The following is a 21,214-nucleotide window of genomic DNA, read 5'->3' as shown; positions in this document are numbered from 1 at the left end:
AGAAGAAATTTTCACGCACGTATATTTCTCGGTTAAGACTTGCATACAATGCTTAATAATATGTTTTATTTTTAAATACTATAATAAAGTGGTTTGTTTTGTGTTTTAATAAATGATTTCGGAACCATTTATATACGACTTGTATTATCTTAATATGTAAATGTTTAAACTTTTTTAATTCATCCAAGTCAAAGTAATAACAAATTCGTTGTTTTCTATTTTAAAACAATAATTTAAATTGAGTTATATGAAAAGTAATCATATTCAGCATTTGTATTGGCGTGTTGGTTTTGGTATTCTTCCAAAGAAACTCGAAAAGCTTTCAAAAAAGAATAAAAAAAAGATAGTTGATGGCATCATCGAAGCATCAAAAAAAGTAACACCTTTGAAAGTTGATACAGTTGAGCTCGATGAGTTGTTAAATGGTACACACGAAAAGACGAAAGCAAATATTAAAAAATTTCAGAAGTTAAGTCGGCAGAAAACAAAAGAACTTAATGTTGCTTGGGTTGAAAGGTTGGTGAATTCTAATGAAATGCTACGAGAAAAAATGACACTCTTTTGGGCGAATCATTTTGTATGTGAAGATAATAATTACGTTTATACTCAAAACTTTCATAATCGACTTCGCGAACATGCTCTTGGAAATTTTAAAGATTTTGTAAAAGCGATTTCTAAGGAAGCCGCCATGACAAAATACTTGAATACCAAGCAAAACAAAAAACAAAAACCTAACGAGAACTTTGCTCGAGAACTCATGGAGTTGTTCACATTAGGAGTTGGGAATTACACCGAATACGATATTCAAGAAAGTGCTAAAGCCTTTACTGGTTATGGCCATAACTTAAAAGGAGACTTTCTTTTTAAAAATCGTACACACGATGAAACTGATAAAACATTTTTTGGGGAAATAGGGAATTTTACTGGTGATGATATTGTCGATTTAATCCTCGAAAAAAAGGAATGCGCCACATTTATTTGTGGTAAAATTTATAGTTATTTTGTTAATGATACTATCAATAAAAATCATGTAGAGGAGCTTGCCGATGTGTTTTATAAAGATTACGACATCGAAAATCTAATGCGGTATCTAATGCTTTCTAGTTGGTTTTATGACGAGGAAAATATGGGTACAAAAATTAAATCGCCTATAGAGCTTTTGGTTGGTTTAAAAACTGTTGTTCCTGTTAATTTTAAATCATCGAAACAGCTATTCGTTCTTCAGAAATTATTGGGACAAATATTATTGAATCCGCCTAATGTCGCTGGTTGGAAAGGTGGGCGAACTTGGATAGATTCTAACACTATTACACTGCGGTTAAAACTGCCTTCGCTTATATTAAATGATGCTTATATTTCTAAAGCCAAGGTTGGTAGAACTGACGATGCTATGGTTGAAACTAAAGAAAATTTTAAAAAGAAACATGGAAAGCGTTTTAAAACGGAAGCTGATTGGTCTATTTTCAATAGACATTTTAGTAATGTAGAAATTTCCGATTTAGAGAATTACCTATTAGCATGTACAATTAACGAAAATGCTAATACATATCTAAAATCGTTAAGCAAAGTTTCAAAGCAAGAATATTGCATTCAACTTATGTCGTTACCCGAATATCAAATGTGTTAATCATGGATAGAAGAAAATTTTTAAAACAATCGTCGCTTGCAAGTAGTCTGTTTTTTGTGCCAAGTTTTGTAAAAGCATTCGAGAAAGTAGCGCAAAGCCAATTGGGGTATAGGCGCTTGGTAATTATTCAACTTTCTGGAGGAAATGATGGATTAAACACGGTAATTCCATATCAAAACGATTTGTATTATAAAGCACGTCCAAGTTTAGGGATAAAAAAGGGAGCGATTTTAGAATTAAATGATGAGGTTGGTTTACATAAAAGTTTAAAGCCGTTAAAAAAACTTTACGATAATGGTAATTTGTGTATTATAAACAATGTGGGATATCCAAATCCAATTCGTTCGCATTTTAGATCAATGGATATTTGGCAAACAGCCTCCGACTCCGATAAATACTCGCAAAGTGGTTGGCTTGGTCGCTATCTAGATCAGTATGGTAAACATCCGTACAGTGCTATTGAAATAAATGATAGCTTATCGCTTGCCATGAAAGGAGAGGATGTGAATGCCATTGCGACTCAAGATGCTAAAACGCTGTATAATTTATCTAAAGACCCGTATATTAAAAACGTAATAAAACATCAAGATGATGCACATTTAAGTGAGCATAATTTGGGTTATTTGTACAAGTCAATGATTTCGGCAGAATCGTCTGCAAAATATATTTACGAAACCAGTAAAACATTTTCTTCTAAAACTGAATACCCACAAAATCACTTTGCAAATCAGTTAAAAACTACTGCAAAGTTTATTAATTCTGGGCTGGATACTAAAGTATTTTATAGTGCTTTGGGGGGTTTTGATACGCACGTAAACCAGTTGGGAGCACAAAGTAAATTGTTAAATATTTATGCTGAAAGTGTTGAAGCCTTTGTAAACGATTTAAAAATGAATAACACCTTTAACGATACTTTGATTTTAACCTTTTCGGAATTTGGTCGTCGTGTAAAACAAAATGCAAATGTGGGTACCGACCATGGTACATCTAACAATGTATTTGTTATCGGTGGTCAATTAAAAAAACAAGGTTTGTATAATAATATGGCGAGTTTAAGCAATTTGGATGATAATGGTGATTTGAAATTTGAAATCGATTTCCGTACTATTTATGCCACTGTTTTGAATAAATGGCTCGATGTTAATGATGAAAAGATTCTTGGTAAATCGTTTAATCAATTAGAGTTTATTTAGTTTATTATTGCTTATTTCAATTCTGAAGGTGTTTTAAGTTTTATTTATGGCTTTACTTTCTGTTATTAAAATTATACGGAATTCTTTATTAAAAAGGAAGTTAGTGGATGGGCAGCTCGATATTAATACTAGAGATCCTAGGTTGAATAAAATAAACTAGTAAAAACCAAGCTGAGTAGCTAGTTTTTTTTGGGATTTAACGGTTTGTTTTATTTTAAGTTTTAAAAGGGTTTGGGATAAAATATTCCTTGCTAGTACTTGTTTTTAAGTATGAATATGTATTAAAGTTTCAAAATAGTTATTATTATAAGTCCTGAATAATATGATATGTATAAATCAGACAAATTTAATTAAAATCTGCGCTCTTTCTGTATCTGCTCATAAGCCGCTTGCACTTGCCTAAACTTTTCTTCAGCACCTTTTTGATGTTCTTTTCCTAAATGGATTACTTTATCTGGGTGATACTTTTTAGCCATGCTTCGGTAGGCTTTTTTAATTTCGTCTACACTAGCACTTTTAGTAATTTCTAAAACTTTATAAGCATTTTCACTGCTGTTGTAGAACATGGCTTTTATACTCTCGTAATCGCGAGAGCTAATACCTAAATAACCGGCTATGGTGTAAATTTGTTTTACCTCGTCTTCGGTTACAGTACCATCGGCTTTAGCTATTCCGAAAAGGAAATGCATAAGTTGCAAACGCGATGGATGATCCATCATTTGTTTTATTTGTAAACACACTTGGCGTGTAGAAATATTATTTTGTTTGTTAATGTTTTTAAAAAGCGCAAAAGCAGAGTTTGCTCTTTCTTTTCCGTACATATTAACAAATTGCTGACGCACGAAATCGAGTTCGCGTTGGTCTTGCTTGCCATCGGCTTTTATTACTATGGATGCTAAAATAAGTAGACTGACTTCAAAATCGCCCGATTGGGTTTGTGGGCGTTGTTGCGTTCGTGTGCTGTATGTGGTTCTTTGACCTTGTTGAGGTTGTCCTTGTTTTAAAAAAGGACTTCCTTTTCCATCAGACATGGCATCTATAACGCTACCTAATGCTAAGCCTATTATGGCGCCTATTGGTCCGCCAAACGACCAACCTAAAGAGGCGCCTATCCATTTTGAGAAATTCATGTATTGTATTTATTTTAATTTTCAAATATACTATTGTTAGTTGAGTTTTTTGTGGTTTTGTTACAGCATCGGCAAATTTGTGATGCTTTTAACTTATACTATCACTTTGCTGATATGTGCGTTAAGGATAGAAGCGGCATCCTTTTTTTGTGCTTTTACTATAGTTTAAATTCTAGCTAAAACTTTTGATTCTTACTGTGTTCTAGTATGAAGCGGAAATCATTTTGCACTAAAAAAGATATAGCGGATAGCCTGACCCGGAGGGGAACGCCCAAATAAATAAACGGGAAAATTTGTCAGGTTTTGATGGTTATGAACGACTTAAACCTGACAGTTGTCTTTAATCGCACGATTTTTGATTAACTTTGTATCGAGATTAATTATAAAATAAAAAAATAAAAGATATGTATCCAGCAGAATTAGTAAAACCAATGCGTGAGGATTTAACCAAAGTTGGTTTTGAGGAATTACACACTGCCGAGGCGGTTAAGGCGGCTATTGCAAAACCGGGAACTACGCTTGTGGTTGTAAATTCGGTTTGTGGTTGTGCAGCAGCTAATGCGCGTCCAGGTGCGAGAATGAGTTTACAAAACGCAAAACGCCCAGACCATATTACTACGGTTTTTGCAGGTGTTGATAAAGAGGCTGTAGATGCGGCGCGTGGATTTATGGTTCCGTTTCCTCCAAGTTCACCTTGTATGGCTTTATTTAAAGATGGCGAATTAGTACATATGTTAGAACGTCACCATATTGAAGGTCGTCCAGCTGAGTTAATTGCTGAAAACCTTTCAGATGCTTACAACGCAAATTGTTAGTCGAGTTTTTTTCGATAAAACATTTAAGACCGCTGCACTGAAAGAAACAAGAATTAAGACTTGATTGTAATAAAGTGATGCGATTTATATTATAAAAAAAACCTACGATTTATCGTAGGTTTTTTTTATTCACGCAACTCCTTTGGATGCTTTTACATCTATTAAAAAAACATAATGAAGCTGAAGCTGATTTTAATAAGAAATGGAATGTTATTTCAGATTGTTCAGTGATAAATCCGCCAACTCATATTATTTGCGAAAATAACAAGTGCGTGGCTGTTTTTTAAAACTAAGTTTTTACTTATTTTTGAAGCATGGTAAAACTAATATCTTATCCGTTAACTATTATATATGCCTTTGCGTTTTTGCTAACCATTGTTATATTCCATCCTATCCAAGCTTTTTGCTATCGGGTTTTTGGGTATGAAGCGCTTAAAAAAAGTGTGGACGCCTTGCAGTTTTGTTTAATGCGTTGTTTAAATATATTGGGTACGCGGTTTACATTCGATAATCCTTATGATATTCCTACAGATCAACCTATAATTATTGTTTCTAATCACCAAAGCATGTACGATATATCGCCGCTTATGTGGTATATGCGTAAACATCATCCTAAATTTATTAGTAAAATTGAGTTAGGTAGAGGTATACCAAGTGTATCTTATAATTTACGTCATGGTGGTTCTTGTTTAATAGACCGTAAAAACCCGAGACAATCGTTGCCTGCTATTATGAAATTTGGTGAATATATTGAAAAAACGAATCGTGCAGCCGTGATTTTTCCAGAAGGTACGCGTAGTGTTGATGGGAACCCAAAACCATTTCAAACAAAAGGTTTGGAAATTTTATTAAAAAAAATCCCTTCGGCATTAGTGGTGCCAATCACCATAAATAACTCTTGGAAAACGTTGCGATATGGCAAATTCCCTATGGGTTTGGGCACGCATATAAAATTTACCGTGCATAAGCCTATAAAAATTAATACCTTTGCTAATAAGCGAGATTTGATAAATAGTGTGGAAACCACTATTATAGAACATATAAAACTTTAAAAACACATCCTGATGGCGTTAAAAAACAAGCGAATTGAAGTAATGAACTTTTTGGAAAAGGATATTGATGCCTTAGTGGAAAAGTATTTAATTCCCATTGAAAAAATTTGGCAACCTACCGACTTTTTACCAAATACAGAAGGTAAGGATGAAGAATTTTTTGAAGAAGTTAGAGAAATTAGAGAATTGGCCAAAGAGTTACCTTACGATTTTTGGGTAGTTTTAGTAGGTGATATGATTACTGAAGAAGCGTTACCAACTTACGAGTCTTGGTTAATGGACGTTGAAGGTGTAGATCAAGTTAATGGTAAAAATGGCTGGTCTAAATGGGTGAGCCAATGGACGGGTGAAGAAAATCGCCATGGTGATGTGCTTAACAAATACTTATACCTTTCTGGTCGTGTAAATATGCGCGAAATTGAAGTAACAACGCAGCATTTAATTGCAGATGGTTTTGATATTGGAACCGATAGAGATCCGTATAAAAACTTTGTTTATACAAGTTTCCAAGAGTTAGCGACTTATGTTTCGCATAACCGTGTGGCTAAAATAGCTAAGGATTTTGGTAACAAGCGTTTATCTAAAATGTGTAAGATTATTGCTGGTGACGAGATGAGACATCACCATGCTTATTCTGAATTTGTAGAACGTATTTTTGAAGTGGATCCAAACCAAATGATGATGGCTTTTCACTACATGATGAAGCAAAAAATAACCATGCCTGCTCACTTTTTACGTGAAACTGGCGGGAAAATTGGTTCGGCTTTCGAAGAGTTTTCTAATACAGCACAACGTATTGGGGTTTATACTTCACTAGATTATATCGATATTTTAGAGAAACTAACTAAGCGTTGGGAAATTGATAAAATAACCAACCTTAATGACGAGGCTGAGAAGGCGAGAGATTACCTTATGAAATTACCGTCTAGAATGACGCGTGTTGCTGAGCGTATGAAAGTACCTGAAAATTCTTTTGAATTTAAATGGGTTCAACCTGCAATTATAAAATAATCTTCTTTTTAGTTGATTAACTACAACAATAAAAAATTTAAACCTGTTTCAATGTCCAAAAACAGTGAAGTTTCATCTTCAGCTGTTTTTGGATATAAACAAGAGGGCTCCATTATAACTTGTGCTTATCGCGATAGTTCTATTATTTCTGGACACTTAATTGGTTTGGTTGAAAATGATGGAAGTATCAATATGCGCTATCATCAAATTAATGCAAATGGAGAGTTAATGACTGGAATTTGCAACTCCACTCCCGAAATAATGTCAAATGGAAAAATTAGATTGCATGAAAAATGGCAATGGACTTCGGGTGATCTATCTAAAGGTACTTCTGTTTTAGAAGAAATTTAAGCGATGCTACAAAATCATGATAAAGATTACATAAAACGCGTTAACACGGCTTTAAAGTATATTGATTTGCATTTAGCTTCCGATAAGCTATCTTTAGAAAATGTTTCTAGAATTGCTTTATTTTCTCCTTTTCATTTTCATCGTATTTTTAAAATTATAATTGGAGAAACTCTAAATGCTTATATTAATAGAAAGCGTTTGGAAAAAGCCTCGGCAGGATTAATTCATAAAAAGAATTGTAGTATTAACGAGTTAGCTTTACAAAGTGGTTTTAGTAGTAATTCTACTTTTACTCGAGCCTTTAAGAAATTTTATAGCGTTAGTCCTTCAGAATTTAGAAAAAAGCATCCCCATAAATTTAGCAAGATTGGTATAGTTGAAAGCAAGAAAGGACAAGAAGACTTTATGCTTGAAGCTTATTTTTGCAACATTAATAACCATTTAGATTGGATTAAAATGAATGCAAAAATTGAAATTAAAGAGTTGCCAGAATTACATTTTGCGAGTGTAACTCATATTGGTGTCGAGAATATAGATAAAGCTTTTGAGCGTATTATAAAATGGGCGATACCAAAGGGATTTATGCAACAACCCGAAACGCGATTAGCGAGAATATTTCACGATAGTTTTAAAATTACGGATGCCGATAAGGTCCGTATGAGTGTTTCAGTATTAACTAAAAATGAAGTTTTAGTTGAAGATGATATCCATAAAACAATTACAAAGGCTGGAAAGTATATTGTAGGCAGTTTTGAGGTCACTTCTCTAGAATTTGAAAAATCGTGGAGTAGCCTTTTTGTTTGGATGCATGATAATGGTTATAAAAAAGCAGATGCTAATCCTTTTGAAATCTATCAAAATGACATGCGAGAACATCCGGAAGGCAAGGCTATTGTTGATTTTTATATACCGGTTAAGTAGGTTGTTAAATTTTATGGAAACCAAATTCTTTTAAAAAATAGTGTTATTTACTTGATAATCTTTCTATTTTTAACCCATGATAAACCAAGAAAGTATAATATCTAAAACCATCACTTTTGTAAAAGAAACACTTAAAGATGCCGAAGGTGGGCACGATTGGTTTCATATAGAACGTGTTTATAAAAATGCCCTTTTAATTTCAAAAACAGAAAAAGTGGATGCATTTGTTGTGGTGCTTGGGGCATTGCTTCATGATATTGCCGATAGTAAATTTCATGATGGTGATGAAACCGTTGGTCCTAAAGTGGCACGTGATTTTCTGTTGGAACAAAATGTTGATAATTCAACGATTAAGCATGTAGTAAATATTATCGAAAATATATCTTTTAAAGGCGGAAATGAGGAACAGAATTTTACTTCTCCCGAATTAAACGTGGTTCAAGATGCCGATCGTTTAGATGCTATTGGAGCCATTGGTATTGCACGTTGCTTTAATTATGGTGGTTTTAAAAACAGGGCGCTTTACAATCCGGAAATAAAACCTGACCTCAATATGAGTAAGGAAGCATATAAAAAATCGACTGCACCAACAATTAATCATTTTCACGAAAAATTATTGCTTTTAAAAGATAGAATGAATACTAAAACAGGAAAGTTGATTGCTGGAGAGAGACATGAGTTTATGCTTCAGTTTTTAAATCAATTTGATAAAGAGTGGGCAGGTGTTTTGTAATTAAGTTACTGTTGCTTTTTTTGTTTTATAGATTTTATTTCGTTCTATCTAATTTGGTTTAATCAGGCCTTTTATGAAAAGAAACTTAATTCTTACTGTTTTTATTTTAGTGCTAGGGTTGCAAGTATACGGCCAGGTAGAATCTGAATTTTTGAATTTTGATAGTGCTTCTTCCTCTTTAGATGATAACCTATTCCCCAGCATCAGTTATAACTCTTTTGGGTTTGTTGATGATACTTGTGGTTTAAATGATAAAACGGTTGATTATAGCATCGACTCAAATTTAAATTTAGTTTCTCCCAATGGTAATGAGTTCTGGCAAGTAGGTAAGAATCCAAATATTATTTGGGAAAGCAATAATTTAGTTAGTGATATTGCTATCGAATACTCAGCAAATAATGGAAGGTCATGGAATGTTATAGCAACAGTTCCTAGTACTACGGAGAGTTACCGATGGGTGATACCTAATAAGGTTTCTAGAAATTGTTTGGTGAGATTAACTTCTGGAAGTTTAATAGATAGTAGTGATGATGTTTTTGAAATATCTAACAATACCTCAGTGTGTGCCATTGTTGTTATTGGGTCTTCTACTGCCGAAGGATTAGGAGCTTCTTCAATAGAGAAATCGTGGGTGTATAAATATAAGAACGAACTATTTCAAAAAAACACAAGTCTTGTTGTATTTAATTTTGGTTTGGGAGGGCTTACAACATTTAATTTGCTGCCAACAGATTCGCCTACGTTATTACCTGCAGGAGTGACTATTGATGTAAATAGAAATATTACAAAAGCTCTATCGTATAATCCTATAGCTATTATTTTAAATCTACCATCAAATGATACTTATAATGGTTATTCAAAACAAACACAACTTACTAATTTTGCCGAAATTAATGTAGAAGCAGAAAAGCGTTCTGTTCCAATTTGGATAACAACAACACAGCCAAGGTATTTTTCTAACCCTCTTGATGTTAAAACTCAAAGAGATGTTAAAAAAGCTATTTTAGGAAGGTATACCGATAGAACTATTGATTTTTGGACGGGTATCTCGAATGCTAATGGTACTATTTTATCTTATTTAGACAGCGGAGATGGTACGCATGTTAATGATGCAGGCCATAATATATTGTTAGATCGTGTTTTGGGTGAAAATATTGATTATTTAACCTGTTTGCGTGGTACAGATATTGAAAACAAGGATGGTGTAAAAAAAATGTCGATTAAAAGGCGTTCTAAATTAGTAGGAGATAAATTTAATATTAATTTCTATAGTTTTAATGTTGGAGAGGTACAAGTAAGGCTATATAATAAACTAGGACGAAAAATTATTACTAAAAAAGGGTTTTATAGATTTAAGGAAGGAAGCAATAAATTTAAAGTAAGATTAAGGCATGCAAAGCCTAAGGTGTTTTATTGCATATTCGATTTTAAATTTAATAGAGAAACCGCGGTTACAAAAAGTTATACGCTATTTGTAAAATAAAATTTAATATGTATTAATGGCAGTCTTAAAACTTTAAGCTTGCCATTAAACTTTATAATAAAACCTCAAGTGTATTACTGAATAATATGCTTAATTTCTTTTCGGTATTGCGAAGCTGTTTTACCTGTAATTTCATTAAACTGTTTGTTAAAATGCGAGAAATTGTTAAAGCCACACTCAAAACAAACATCAGCAATACTCATTTTACTTTCATTTAAAAGTTTGGTAGCATGTACCACTCTATATTCATTCACTAATTGTGTAAATGTTTTTCCTGTAGTTTTTTTAAAGTAACGACAAAAGGCAGGCACGGTCATGCTTACTTCGTTTGCAATATCGTCTAGCGCAATATGCTCATTAAAATTAGTATTGATGTACTTATAAATGGTATTAATCTTATCGCTGTCTTGTGGGTTGGTTTCTAAGGCAATTCCGTCGGCATTTAATAAAGTATAATCATCCGTTTTGGATAAGTGATTTAAAATCTCTAAAAACTTCAGCATACGTTTTAAACCATCATGCTCTAAAAGTTTTTCAATTTTAAGACCAATTTTCTTTTTAGTATCAATTTGAAAACGGATTCCTTTTTTTGCTCTTTCAAATAAGGCAACAATACTTGCCATTTCTGGAACAGTCAAAAAATCATCTCCTAAAAAGTTCGATTTAAATTGCACCGTAGTCTCTGTGCCATTAGCAGTAAGTCGATCACTAAAACCATTATGAGGTAAATTAGCACCTATTAATATAAGTTGACTATTATTGAAGTAGGATAAATGGTTTCCAATATGTGTTTTACCTTGTCCTTTATTTACGTATACCAACTCTAGTTCCGGGTGAAAGTGCCAAAAAGCGTTGTTTTTATCAGCCTTTTCGCCATGTTGCCTAACTAAAATAGAACTGCCAAAACTGGGGCTAATTTTTTCTAATGTAGGTTTTTTAATAATCATAGGGGAATATTTGTTGCAAAATTACGACATATTATGCACACATTGTATATTTAATTACCTTTAATATGTGTTTAATTAACTTAACATTCTGTTAACACTCTATTAATAGATAATTTAGCACATAAATAGGCTAAAATTGATGTTTTTTAAGCTTTGTTACTCGTGTATCTTTGTACCGTTAGTCATAATTAACCCCAAATCATGAAAAACGCTATTATCATCTCAAAGAAAATTGTATTGTTAACCGCATTTTGTGCTACGCTTTTAAGTAACGCGAAAACAAGTTATACTACTCTAGAGAAAAAGGATATAATTAAAACAGCATTAACGATTAACAATGTAAAAGCTGGGAATTTATTATCTATTAAAGATGAAAACGGTATAACATTATATAAAGAGTTCATTGAAGAGTCTGGGATTTATAGAAAAGGATTTGATTTAACAGCTTTACCAAACGGAAATTATTTTTTTGAAGTTGATAAAGATGTTGAAATAAAAACGATTCCCTTTACAGTAAATAGTAATGAGGTTTTTTTTAATAAAGAAGAAGAGGTTACTGTTTTTAAACCATTTGTTAGAAAACAAAATGATGTGGTTTATATTACGAAATTAGCACCAAATCTTTCAACTTTAAAAATTGAAATATATGCTAACCATAATGGAGAGTTCGAATTGCTACATACAGATAGTATCGAAAATTCTATAGTTATTGAAAAAGCATACAAACTTGAAAAAGGAAGTTATAAAATATTATTAAGCTCTGATGAAAAAGAGTATACAGAATTCATTAATTAGTTTAATGTCTTATTTAGTTTAGTTTAGTTGGTAAAGTGGGCTGTGGTGGCCCACTTTTTTATGCGCTAAATTTAACCTCAGTTATTTTTATCTTTTCTAGTAATAAAAGATGTTATTCTCCAGGAAGATCAATTCCTTTTTATTCTTCAGTAATTAAAACAATCTTATCTATTCATTTATTTCAAATTACAATTTTTAATTAAAAATATTCAATTTATAAATAGTTCGATTTTCTATTTATATGCATTTTTAACTGCGTTATATGTTATTTTAATAAACATTGAGTTAATCTAATGTTAACGGTTAAAATAGTATATAAATCCATCAAAATCAATGATTTGATTTTGGTTCGTCTGTTGTATTTTTGACCTGTTGAACGTTACTAAAACCAAAATTATGAAAAACGTAATTAAACATTCCAAAAAAATCCTATTAGCAGCAGCTATGTTAACTGTATTAATAGGTAATGCAAAAGATAAATCTTCAGCCTTAAAGAAAGGACTTATAAAAACAGCTTTAACAGTAGATAATGTTAAAGAAGGTAATTTATTATCAATCAAAGATCAGAACGGTATTACTTTATATAAGGAGCTTATTTTAGAATCGGGAACTTATAAAAAAGGATTTGATTTAACAGCTTTACCAAATGGTGATTATTTCTTTGAAGTTGATAAAGATGTTGAAATTAAAACAATTCCTTTTACTGTAGAGTCAAATAAGGTGGTGTTTAAAAAAGACGAAGAAGTAACAGTTTTTAAACCATTTGTTAGAGAAAATGATGGTGTTGTTTACATCTCAAAGCTTGCTCCAGATTATGCTAGTTTAAAAATTAGTATCTATGGTAATTATAATGGTGCGTTTGAATTAATTCACTCTGATAAGTTTGAAAACTTACAAACCATTCAAAAAGCATACAAACTTGAAAAAGGAAGTTATAAAATAGTATTAAACTCGGATAATAACGAGTACACAAAATTCATTAACAATTAGTTTAATGTCTTATTTAGTTTAGTTTAGTTGACAAAGTGGGCCGTGGTAGCCCACTTTTTTTGTTTAAAACTTACAGTAAATCAAATGGTGTAAGTTTCTAAGTTTTGCGCATAGTATATTCTTAGTAGGGTTTTAGTCTTTCTTCAGAAAAACCCATGATGTCTTATTTTAAATTTACTGAGTTTGCTTAATTTCATTTCTATGGCATTATATGTGTTTTTAACCGTGTTGTATGGTATTTTAATTAACATATATTTAATGTAATGATAACGGTTAAAATAACACATAAATACATCAAAATCAATGATTTGAGTTTGGTTCGTCTGTTGTATTTTTGACATGTTGAACGTTAAAAAAACCAAAATTATGAAAAACGTAATTAAACATTCCAAAAAAATCCTATTTGCAGTAGCTATGTTAACTGTATTAGTAGGTAATGCAAAAGACAAATCTTCAGCCTTAAAGAAAGGACTTATAAAAACAGCATTGACAATTGATAATGTTAAAGAAGGTAATTTACTATCAATAAAAGATCAGAATGGTCTCACCTTATATAAGGAGCTTATTGTAGAATCTGGAACTTATAGAAAAGGATTCGATTTAACAGCTTTGCCAGATGGTGATTATTTCTTTGAAGTTGATAAGGATATTGAGATTAAAACGATTCCTTTTACTGTAAAGTCTAATAAGGTCGTGTTTAAAAAAGACGAAGAAGTAACAGTTTTTAAACCATTTGTAAGAGAAAAAGATGGATTTGTTTACATCTCAAAGCTTGCTCCAAATTATGCTAGTTTAAAAATTAGTATCTATGGCAATTATAATAATGATTATCAATTACTTTATTCTGATAAGTTTGAAAACCTACAAACTATTGAAAAGGCGTACAAACTTGAAACCGGAAGTTATAAAATAGTATTAAACTCTGATAATAACGAGTACACGAAATTCATTAACAATTAGTTTAATGTCTTATTTAGTTTAGTTTAGTTGATAAAGTGGGCCGTGGTAGCCCACTTTTTTTTGCTTTAAACTTTCCTGGGAACATAAACAAATCTAACTCGTGAGGTTTTTATTTTTTGATCTATGTTATTAGGTTGTAAATATTTTTAGTAGAATTGACTGTATTTTTTTATTAAAAATATTATCAATTGCTAATCTAAAATTTCTATTTATTAAGTTTACCTTATTTTGATATTAGGTGTTTATATGCATTTTTAACCTCGATATATGGTATTTTAATTAACATATAGTTAATGTAATAATAACGGTTAAAATAGCAAACAAATGTGTCAAAATCAATGTTTTAGGTTTGGCGGATCGGTTGTATTTTTGACATGTTGAACGTTAAAAAATCCAAATCATGAAAAACCTAGTTAAACACCTTAGAAAAGGAATCTTAATGGTAACAATTTTTACTACCACTTTAAGTTTCGCAAATGAAGTTTCATTTATTACAATAAAAAATGATGCTGACAAAACCTCACTTACTTTAACAGATGTTAAACAGGGGAACCTATTATCTATTAAAGATGAAAATGGCATTGTACTATATAAAGAATTCATTCAAAAATCTGGAAGCTATACTAAAGGTTTCGATTTAACTGAACTTCCAAATGGTTCATATTTATTTGAAATTGATAAAGATGTAGAAATTAATACAATACCGTTTACAGTTGATGCTGATGTTGTTACTTTCGCTAAAGGCGAAGAGAAAATAATTTATAAGCCTGTTACCAGAGTAGTTGGAGATTTACTTTATGTAACTAAACTTTCTTTAGATGAAGCACCTTTGAACATCGAGATCTTTTTTGAATCTGATTCAAGCAATGGTGTTTTAGAAACTATTCACTCAGAAAAAGTTGAAAACTCTAAAGTTATCGAACGTATTTACAAGCTAGAAGGCTTAAGTCTAGGTAAGTTTGAAGTAGTTTGCCGTACAGATGGTAGAACTTTTACAAAATCAATTAATTAATTCTAACTTAATTTGATAAAGGTGAACCGTAAAGGTTCACCTTTTTTTTTCTTCAAAAACTAGGCTATGAAAATACTTAATTTACTTAAGAATTATAAAAATAACAAAACCAATAATGGTTTAGGGAAAAATAGCACACAATCCAATTGGATATTGAAACGTGTTATTTTACACATAGTTTGGGGTGTTTTAAATATAGTGGGATTAATTTATTTTTCGAGATTAATTGCTAATACACGTTGGGAATATTTATTTATATCAATTGGTGTTCTCTATTGCGTACTATATTGGATTATTGCTACCAAAATATTCGACAAACTAATTGGAGATGAAATTGATAACCTTAAGAGGTGGGAAGTGTAAAATTTCTTTAACTATTTGATATTGAGTTCTTATTGAATAATTGGTTATAAAAAAGGAGTAGCTTATTTAAATAAAAAGCCACTCCCAAATAAGTTGTTTTAAGTAAGTGTTACTCTCCTGGAAATTGAGCAGGACGTTTTTCTAAAAAAGCGGTAGTGCCTTCTTTAAAATCTGCCGTCCCAAAACTTTTTCCGAATTGTTTTATTTCTGTTTTATAACCATTTTTGCCGTCTTCAAGACCTGCGTTTACGGCTTTTATTGCTTTGGCAATAGCTACAGACGAATTTCTCATCATTTTATTCGCTATTTTTTCTGCTAATGGAATTAATTCTGCTTGAGTAACCACATGGTTTACTAAGCCGTAACTTTTCGCAGTCTCGGTATCTATCATTCCAGCGGTCATAATCATTTCTAGAGCGCGACCTTTCCCTACTAATTGTGGTAAACGTTGTGTGCCTCCATATCCAGGAATTACACCAAGCGAAACTTCTGGAAGTCCCATTTTCGCATTATCGCTAGCAATTCTAATATGGCAAGCCATTGCTAATTCTAATCCACCACCAAGCGCAAAACCATTTACTGCAGCAATAATAGGAGTCGATAAATTTTCTACAAAATCGAATAATATTTTTTGTCCTTTAGCGGCAAGTTTCCCGCCCTTTTCCTCCGAGAAATTAGCGAACTCACTAATATCTGCACCGGCAACAAAAGCCTTTTCTCCGCTCCCTGTTAAAATAATTACTTTGGTGTTTTTATCCTTGTTTGCAGTTTTAAAAGCCTTGTGTAATTCTTCTATGGTGTCTTTATTAAGTGCGTTAAGCTTTGTTGGGCGGTTAATTGTGATTTTTGTGATCCCGTTATTGGTTTCGCTTAATATATTTTGGTAACTCATAATGTTTGATGTTTTTTAAACTGATGTTAATTTAATTATTTTCTTTATTCTTTCTAAGAAACACCATCTCTGAAGTTTTTAGAATGTTCGAATTTTTGAGGGAAAACAACTTTAAAAACGGCGCCTTTGTCTTTTTCAGATTCAAATGAAATACTTCCGTTATAGGTTTCTACAATATTTTTTACCATAGCTAAACCAAGCCCCATGCCACTTGTTTTTGTTGTAAACTTTGGTTCAAAAAGTTTTTTCTTGTTTTCTTCTAGTACACCTGTGCCGTTATCGGAAACCGTTAAAATTACGTTGCCGTTATTTGTGCCAACATAGACGTCTATTTTAGGGTCATCTTTTATAGGCATAGCTTGTGTGGCGTTTTTTACTAAATTGGTAACTACACGTATAAGTTGTGTTCTATCGAAAACGGCAATAATTTCTTCTTTTTCGGAGGTGAAATAAATGTAGTGTTCATTAAAAATATCTAAAGCTAGTTTTACAATTTCAACTACGTTTAGAGTTTCGTTTTGTTGTGCGGGCATTTTTGCAAAATTAGAAAAAGCAGAGGCAATAGAACTCATGGTATCTATTTGCTGAATAAGAGTTTTACTGTATTCGTCTAATTTTGAGTGTATATTTTCGTCTTCAGGGTTAAACTTTCGTTGGAAGCTTTGCACCGTTAAACGCATAGGTGTTAATGGGTTTTTAATTTCGTGAGCTACCTGTTTTGCCATTTCGCGCCAAGCTTGTTCACGTTCGCTTTTTGCTAATTGCACAGCACTTTCCTCAAGCTCGTCAATCATGCTATTGTATGATGTTACCAGGGTTGAAATTTCTTCGCTGGTATCACTTATTTCAATACGTTCGTTTCTTTTTTCTAAACGCGTGGTGTTTATTTTATCACTAATTGTTTTCAGGGATTTTGTGATGTATTTTGATAATAAAAAAGCAATTCCGATGGCCATAAGGAGCACAAATAAATAGGCGTAAATAATACGAGATAAAAACTCGTCTAATTCTTTGGCAAGAAAATCATCATTTTCTAGATAAGGAATGTTTAATATGGCTATGGGTTTCGATTTAATATCGGTAACATAAGTAAAAGAAGACTGGAAGGTTTGTCCGTTTTCCATATGTTTATCCACATAGCGATGATCTGGCGTGTTAGATATAGCGTTCAAAACATTGGCACTTAAGCATTTTTCTACGGCCGATTTTTGTAAACCTGCGCTAGAAGCAATAAGTAAGCCGCCATCTAAATCGTAAAGTATAATTTGAAGTTTATGTATGTCGGCAATACTATAGATTTCTTCTTTAAATATTATGGGGATATTTTCGGTTTTTACTTCCCAAGTGTTTTGGCGTCCATTTAAAACACGTTTTATGTGTGTTTTTGTGTTAAGCTCCTTCCGTTCTAAGCGTTCGGTATGGTAATCTTGCGTTTCTTCCTTATATTGGTAAATGGCTATGCCTGTAATTAGAACGGATGCCAGTAGAACCAAAAGGATCATGGACAGAAATATTCGGGTACGAAGTGATGGTTTTTTTATTTTCATTAATAAAATTGTAGTGGTCTAAATATAACAATAATCGCACCAAAGCTCGCAGCGGTAAACTTAAAAGTTTTTTTAGTCTTTAATTTAGCGGAGGCCTGCGTTAGGGATTGGAGCATTGTTGGAGCTCTTTTTGTGTTGTTGCGCCTATGCAACACAAAAAAGCGACTGCGGAAAGCCCGACCCTTTTCGGGTAACGCTCAAATAATTTAAAAAACTGCACTAAATCGTTAAATTTTGTACAGATGTAACAAATTATCGTTAAGAGCTTCTAATAAGTAATGGCAATAATGAGAATTTTTCTATTTTTGGAATAGTAATTGTAATTTCTTGCTTGTTACAATAATTGTACATTTAAAAAGTTACAAGATATGACCCACATACAAATGAAGAGAATACTACTTATATTATCGTTGGTTTTTGTTGCGCAAACTGGGTTTTCGCAGCCCGAATCGGCTTTTGAAGATGGCGAATGGTTTAAATTTAGGATGAGTTATAGTAATTGGCTTAAAGCAGGAAATGCTACGTTGGCCGTGCATGATGAAGTTTTAGATGGAAGACCTGTTTACCATGTTGTAGGTAAAGGGTGGACCACTGGCATGATTAAATGGTTTTTTAAAGTGAAGGATAGATACGAGAGTTATTTTGATAAAACGACTATTTTGCCTTACAAGTTTGTTAGAAATATTGACGAAGGTGGACATACTAAGGATTTAGAAATTGATTTTGATCAAAAAAATAATAAGGCACATGTTAATGATAAAAAACATAAAAAAAAGATAATTGTTGATACAAAGCCTAATATCCAAGATATGGTATCGACTTTTTATTATTTACGTAATCATTTAGATACCGATAATTTAGAGGTTGGTAACGAGGTAAAGATTGATATGTTTTTTGATGAAGAAAATTATGGTTTTAAATTACAGTATCTAGGTGAAGAAACTATTGATACCGATTTTGGTAAGGTTAGAGCCTTGAAATTTAGACCGTATGTTATGGCAGGGCGCGTTTTTAAAGAGGAAGAAAGTTTAACGCTATGGGTTTCGAAAGATAAAAATAAATTACCTTTGCGTATAAAGGCAGATTTGGCTGTGGGTTCGCTTAGAGCAGATTTAGACGCTTTTAGAGGGTTGAAACATCCTTTTAATATTGTTGTTAAAAACCAATAAACTTTGAACTCTAAACTTACCGACCAAATTAAAGATAAATTTGATGCTATTGATCAAGATGTTGATGCACATTTAGAAGGCTTACTGCATAGTAAGCCTATTAATTATTGGGATTATATACAAACCGATGCGTTGTTGAGTTTGCAAGTACAACGTACTGTTTTTCCAGATGAGTTGGTTTTTATCATGTACCACCAGGTTAACGAGTTGCTGTTTAAAATGGTGCTTTCGGAAATGGATCAAATTGCAAAAAATGATACTATTGATACCGAGACGTTTACATCTAAATTAATGCGCATTAGTCGCTATTTTGATGTGTTAACATCTTCATTTACTATTATGAAGGATGGAATGGACGTGGAGCAATACAATAAATTTAGGACAACTTTAACGCCTGCAAGTGGGTTTCAAAGCGCACAATATCGTAAAATTGAATTTGCTTCTACGGAGCTAATTAATTTAATCGATAAGCGTTTTAGGGATACGTTTGATAAAAACTCATCTTACGAAAATGCTTTTGAGCATTTGTATTGGCAAGCTGCTGGTAAAGATTATAAAACAGGAAAAAAAACGTATACATTGTCTGATTTTGAAGGTCGATATAAAGACGAATTTATTAGATTTATAAAGTTTTATAAAAACAGCAACTTGTGGAGCAAATTTAAGGAGCTTCCTAAAGCATCGCAAGAAAATAAAGAATTGATTGATGCCATGAGGCATTACGATTATACGGTGAATATAAAATGGGTTATGGCCCATTATAATACCGCAAATCATTATTTAAATATTAACGGAAAAACAGCCGAGGCAACCGGAGGAAGTGAATGGGTGAAGTATATGCACCCCAAATACCAAAAAAGAATATTTTTTCCAGATTTATGGACAGAGCAAGAAAAAGAAACGTGGGGAACAAATATATAATTCTATTAGCATGCGCAGTGTTTTTTATAAGTTGTAAGGACGATGAAAAACAAGATAAAGTAGTAGAGCCAGAATTGGCTTTAGTTGAAATGCCAGAAGAGAATTTTGAATTTGGTTTTAATTTAGACGATTTTATCGTGAAACGGGACACTATTAAAAGTGGTGATACTTTTGGTAAAATCCTAGATAGGAATCATTTAAGTTATCCTGAGATATTCAATATAGTTGAAAAGGCAAAAGATAGTTTTAATGTTAGAAGTTTACGGCCGGGCAAACCTTATACGTTGCTGTGTGCTAAAGATTCTTTACAAACACCTAAATGTTTTGTTTATCAACCAAATGTAGAGGAGTATGTAGTTGTTAATTTTCAAGATTCTATCCATGCTTATACAAGTAAAAAACCAATAAAATATATTGAAAAAACGGCAACAGGTGTTATTACTAATAATATTTCGCAAACTTTAGAAGAGCAAGGGTTAAGTCAGCGTTTGGCCTATAAAATGGCAGATGAGATTTATGCTTGGACTATAGATTTTAGACGTTTACAAAAAGGTGATCGGTTTAAAGTTATCTATACCGATAAATATATCGATGATACTATTTATGCTGGAGTTCAAGATGTAAAAGCCGCGTATTTTGAGCATAATAGTGAACCATTTTATGCTTTCGAATATGTAACAGATTCTACTAAAGGTATTGTAGATTATTTTAGTGATGAAGCTAAAAATTTACGACGTGCCTTTTTAAAAGCACCAGTTAAGTTTAGCAGAATATCTTCGAGATATAATTTAAAAAGACGTATTGCTGTTTACGGTTTTAAATTAAGACCACATAAAGGAACCGATTTTGCTGCACCAATTGGCACGCCTATTATGGCGACGGCAAATGGAACAGTTTCTAAATCGACCTACTCTGGTGGTAACGGTAATTATGTAAAAATTAGGCACAATGCCACTTACGAAACCCAATATTTACATATGAAAAAACGTAATGTAAAACCGGGGCAGTTTGTAAAACAAGGCGATGTTATTGGTTGGGTTGGCATGACAGGGAATACTGGAGGGCCACATGTATGCTATCGTTTTTGGAAAAATGGTAAACAAGTAGATCCATTTAAGCAAAAATTACCCGAAGCAAAAGGGATTTCAGATTCATTAAAAATAAAATATTTAGAATTTATTGAGCCTATAAAAAAACAACTGGACGCTGTTGATTTCTTGGAAGATGTTTTCGACGATCAAAAGCAAATAGAACCTACAATAAAACAAAATACTAACACAATATCATTTAATAATTAATCTT

Annotated in this window: 21 protein-coding genes; 17 read left to right on the top strand and 4 right to left on the bottom strand. The window is 32.2% G+C overall.

Annotation, left to right across the window (positions count from 1 at the left end; genetic code table 11):
- The first annotated feature begins 247 nt into the window (after positions 1–247).
- Both M4I23_RS01335 and M4I23_RS01330 read left to right on the top strand, forming a co-directional pair.
- The gene (locus M4I23_RS01335; RefSeq protein WP_249753172.1) at positions 248–1,627 is read left to right on the top strand and encodes a DUF1800 family protein; all 1,380 of its coding nucleotides are present in this window, start codon (positions 248–250) and stop codon (positions 1,625–1,627) included.
- A 2-nt stretch (positions 1,628–1,629) separates the two neighbouring features.
- On the top strand, positions 1,630–2,820 hold the full coding sequence (locus M4I23_RS01330) for a DUF1501 domain-containing protein (RefSeq protein WP_249753171.1): 1,191 nt from the start codon (positions 1,630–1,632) through the stop codon (positions 2,818–2,820).
- Positions 2,821–3,170: 350 nt separating this feature from the next.
- On the opposite strand, the gene M4I23_RS01325 is transcribed toward M4I23_RS01330, so the two are convergent.
- Entirely contained in the window at positions 3,171–3,950 is a 780-nt protein-coding gene (locus M4I23_RS01325) for a TerB family tellurite resistance protein (RefSeq protein ID WP_158846143.1), read from the bottom strand.
- A 404-nt stretch (positions 3,951–4,354) separates the two neighbouring features.
- Between M4I23_RS01325 and M4I23_RS01320 the strand changes: the two genes are divergently transcribed.
- The 7 genes from M4I23_RS01320 to M4I23_RS01290 all read left to right on the top strand — a co-directional run bounded on the left by M4I23_RS01320 (position 4,355) and on the right by M4I23_RS01290 (position 10,316).
- Positions 4,355–4,765, top strand: a complete 411-nt coding sequence (locus tag M4I23_RS01320; RefSeq protein ID WP_158846141.1) for a BrxA/BrxB family bacilliredoxin — start codon at positions 4,355–4,357, stop codon at positions 4,763–4,765.
- 314 nt (positions 4,766–5,079) lie between these two features.
- Positions 5,080–5,817: a 1-acyl-sn-glycerol-3-phosphate acyltransferase gene (locus M4I23_RS01315; protein WP_249753170.1), complete on the top strand. Its 738-nt coding sequence runs from the start codon at positions 5,080–5,082 to the stop codon at positions 5,815–5,817.
- Positions 5,818–5,829: 12 nt separating this feature from the next.
- A complete protein-coding gene (locus M4I23_RS01310; RefSeq protein WP_158846137.1) occupies positions 5,830–6,828 on the top strand; it encodes an acyl-ACP desaturase in 999 nt (332 codons plus the stop codon).
- Positions 6,829–6,879: 51 nt separating this feature from the next.
- On the top strand, positions 6,880–7,179 hold the full coding sequence (locus tag M4I23_RS01305; protein ID WP_249753169.1) for a n-acetylglutamate synthase: 300 nt from the start codon (positions 6,880–6,882) through the stop codon (positions 7,177–7,179).
- A gap of 3 nt (positions 7,180–7,182) precedes the next feature.
- Positions 7,183–8,100, top strand: coding sequence for a GyrI-like domain-containing protein (locus M4I23_RS01300; protein WP_249753168.1), 918 nt, complete (start codon positions 7,183–7,185; stop codon positions 8,098–8,100).
- Positions 8,101–8,176: 76 nt separating this feature from the next.
- Entirely contained in the window at positions 8,177–8,833 is a 657-nt protein-coding gene (locus tag M4I23_RS01295) for an HD domain-containing protein (RefSeq protein WP_249753167.1), read from the top strand.
- Positions 8,834–8,906: 73 nt separating this feature from the next.
- Positions 8,907–10,316: an SGNH/GDSL hydrolase family protein gene (locus tag M4I23_RS01290; RefSeq protein WP_249753166.1), complete on the top strand. Its 1,410-nt coding sequence runs from the start codon at positions 8,907–8,909 to the stop codon at positions 10,314–10,316.
- 74 nt (positions 10,317–10,390) lie between these two features.
- On the opposite strand, the gene M4I23_RS01285 is transcribed toward M4I23_RS01290, so the two are convergent.
- Entirely contained in the window at positions 10,391–11,263 is an 873-nt protein-coding gene (locus tag M4I23_RS01285; RefSeq protein WP_158846125.1) for an AraC family transcriptional regulator, read from the bottom strand.
- Positions 11,264–11,464: 201 nt separating this feature from the next.
- Between M4I23_RS01285 and M4I23_RS01280 the strand changes: the two genes are divergently transcribed.
- The 5 genes from M4I23_RS01280 to M4I23_RS01260 all read left to right on the top strand — a co-directional run bounded on the left by M4I23_RS01280 (position 11,465) and on the right by M4I23_RS01260 (position 15,383).
- Positions 11,465–12,058, top strand: a complete 594-nt coding sequence (locus M4I23_RS01280) for a hypothetical protein (protein ID WP_249753165.1) — start codon at positions 11,465–11,467, stop codon at positions 12,056–12,058.
- 396 nt (positions 12,059–12,454) lie between these two features.
- Positions 12,455–13,048: a hypothetical protein gene (locus tag M4I23_RS01275; protein WP_249753164.1), complete on the top strand. Its 594-nt coding sequence runs from the start codon at positions 12,455–12,457 to the stop codon at positions 13,046–13,048.
- 366 nt (positions 13,049–13,414) lie between these two features.
- Entirely contained in the window at positions 13,415–14,008 is a 594-nt protein-coding gene (locus tag M4I23_RS01270) for a hypothetical protein (RefSeq protein WP_249753163.1), read from the top strand.
- A 400-nt stretch (positions 14,009–14,408) separates the two neighbouring features.
- On the top strand, positions 14,409–15,020 hold the full coding sequence (locus M4I23_RS01265; RefSeq protein WP_158846117.1) for a hypothetical protein: 612 nt from the start codon (positions 14,409–14,411) through the stop codon (positions 15,018–15,020).
- 66 nt (positions 15,021–15,086) lie between these two features.
- On the top strand, positions 15,087–15,383 hold the full coding sequence (locus M4I23_RS01260) for a hypothetical protein (RefSeq protein WP_249753162.1): 297 nt from the start codon (positions 15,087–15,089) through the stop codon (positions 15,381–15,383).
- Positions 15,384–15,492: 109 nt separating this feature from the next.
- On the opposite strand, the gene M4I23_RS01255 is transcribed toward M4I23_RS01260, so the two are convergent.
- Both M4I23_RS01255 and M4I23_RS01250 read right to left on the bottom strand, forming a co-directional pair.
- The gene (locus M4I23_RS01255; RefSeq protein WP_249753161.1) at positions 15,493–16,275 is read right to left on the bottom strand and encodes an enoyl-CoA hydratase/isomerase family protein; all 783 of its coding nucleotides are present in this window, start codon (positions 16,273–16,275) and stop codon (positions 15,493–15,495) included.
- Positions 16,276–16,328: 53 nt separating this feature from the next.
- Positions 16,329–17,822 carry an ATP-binding protein gene (locus M4I23_RS01250; protein WP_158846111.1) on the bottom strand — a complete coding sequence of 498 codons (1,494 nt, stop codon included), beginning with the start codon at positions 17,820–17,822 and terminating at the stop codon, positions 16,329–16,331.
- Positions 17,823–18,205: 383 nt separating this feature from the next.
- On the opposite strand from M4I23_RS01250, the gene M4I23_RS01245 reads away from it, so the two are divergent.
- The 3 genes from M4I23_RS01245 to M4I23_RS01235 are packed head-to-tail and all read left to right on the top strand — an operon-like array spanning position 18,206 to position 21,210.
- Positions 18,206–18,991 (top strand): DUF3108 domain-containing protein, encoded by a 786-nt coding sequence (locus tag M4I23_RS01245; RefSeq protein ID WP_158851599.1) that lies wholly within the window; start codon positions 18,206–18,208, stop codon positions 18,989–18,991.
- Positions 18,992–18,994: 3 nt separating this feature from the next.
- Entirely contained in the window at positions 18,995–19,912 is a 918-nt protein-coding gene (locus tag M4I23_RS01240) for a tryptophan 2,3-dioxygenase family protein (protein ID WP_249753160.1), read from the top strand.
- Positions 19,870–21,210: a peptidoglycan DD-metalloendopeptidase family protein gene (locus M4I23_RS01235; RefSeq protein WP_249753159.1), complete on the top strand. Its 1,341-nt coding sequence runs from the start codon at positions 19,870–19,872 to the stop codon at positions 21,208–21,210. Before M4I23_RS01240 ends, M4I23_RS01235 begins: the two co-directional genes overlap by 43 nt.
- Positions 21,211–21,214 lie beyond the last annotated feature (4 nt).

Origin of the sequence: Algibacter sp. L4_22 (assembly GCF_023473045.1) — a bacterium.
Lineage (GTDB): Bacteria > Bacteroidota > Bacteroidia > Flavobacteriales > Flavobacteriaceae > Algibacter.
The sequence above is the reverse complement of the archived record's forward strand: the minus strand, read 5'-3'. Positions and strand labels throughout refer to the sequence as shown.

What these genes read in the sequence shown, in the direction of transcription:
- M4I23_RS01245 (WP_158851599.1), top strand. Translation starts at nt 18,206, where the DNA reads ATGAAGAGAATACTACTTATATTATCGTTGGTTTTTGTTGCGCAAACT.
- M4I23_RS01255 (WP_249753161.1), bottom strand. Translation starts at nt 16,275, where the DNA reads ATGAGTTACCAAAATATATTAAGCGAAACCAATAACGGGATCACAAAA.
- M4I23_RS01295 (WP_249753167.1), top strand. Translation starts at nt 8,177, where the DNA reads ATGATAAACCAAGAAAGTATAATATCTAAAACCATCACTTTTGTAAAA.
- M4I23_RS01280 (WP_249753165.1), top strand. Translation starts at nt 11,465, where the DNA reads ATGAAAAACGCTATTATCATCTCAAAGAAAATTGTATTGTTAACCGCA.
- M4I23_RS01275 (WP_249753164.1), top strand. Translation starts at nt 12,455, where the DNA reads ATGAAAAACGTAATTAAACATTCCAAAAAAATCCTATTAGCAGCAGCT.
- M4I23_RS01285 (WP_158846125.1), bottom strand. Translation starts at nt 11,263, where the DNA reads ATGATTATTAAAAAACCTACATTAGAAAAAATTAGCCCCAGTTTTGGC.
- M4I23_RS01325 (WP_158846143.1), bottom strand. Translation starts at nt 3,950, where the DNA reads ATGAATTTCTCAAAATGGATAGGCGCCTCTTTAGGTTGGTCGTTTGGC.
- M4I23_RS01335 (WP_249753172.1), top strand. Translation starts at nt 248, where the DNA reads ATGAAAAGTAATCATATTCAGCATTTGTATTGGCGTGTTGGTTTTGGT.
- M4I23_RS01250 (WP_158846111.1), bottom strand. Translation starts at nt 17,822, where the DNA reads ATGAAAATAAAAAAACCATCACTTCGTACCCGAATATTTCTGTCCATG.
- M4I23_RS01310 (WP_158846137.1), top strand. Translation starts at nt 5,830, where the DNA reads ATGGCGTTAAAAAACAAGCGAATTGAAGTAATGAACTTTTTGGAAAAG.
- M4I23_RS01290 (WP_249753166.1), top strand. Translation starts at nt 8,907, where the DNA reads ATGAAAAGAAACTTAATTCTTACTGTTTTTATTTTAGTGCTAGGGTTG.
- M4I23_RS01235 (WP_249753159.1), top strand. Translation starts at nt 19,870, where the DNA reads ATGGACAGAGCAAGAAAAAGAAACGTGGGGAACAAATATATAATTCTA.
- M4I23_RS01265 (WP_158846117.1), top strand. Translation starts at nt 14,409, where the DNA reads ATGAAAAACCTAGTTAAACACCTTAGAAAAGGAATCTTAATGGTAACA.
- M4I23_RS01320 (WP_158846141.1), top strand. Translation starts at nt 4,355, where the DNA reads ATGTATCCAGCAGAATTAGTAAAACCAATGCGTGAGGATTTAACCAAA.
- M4I23_RS01260 (WP_249753162.1), top strand. Translation starts at nt 15,087, where the DNA reads ATGAAAATACTTAATTTACTTAAGAATTATAAAAATAACAAAACCAAT.
- M4I23_RS01300 (WP_249753168.1), top strand. Translation starts at nt 7,183, where the DNA reads ATGCTACAAAATCATGATAAAGATTACATAAAACGCGTTAACACGGCT.
- M4I23_RS01330 (WP_249753171.1), top strand. Translation starts at nt 1,630, where the DNA reads ATGGATAGAAGAAAATTTTTAAAACAATCGTCGCTTGCAAGTAGTCTG.
- M4I23_RS01315 (WP_249753170.1), top strand. Translation starts at nt 5,080, where the DNA reads ATGGTAAAACTAATATCTTATCCGTTAACTATTATATATGCCTTTGCG.
- M4I23_RS01270 (WP_249753163.1), top strand. Translation starts at nt 13,415, where the DNA reads ATGAAAAACGTAATTAAACATTCCAAAAAAATCCTATTTGCAGTAGCT.
- M4I23_RS01305 (WP_249753169.1), top strand. Translation starts at nt 6,880, where the DNA reads ATGTCCAAAAACAGTGAAGTTTCATCTTCAGCTGTTTTTGGATATAAA.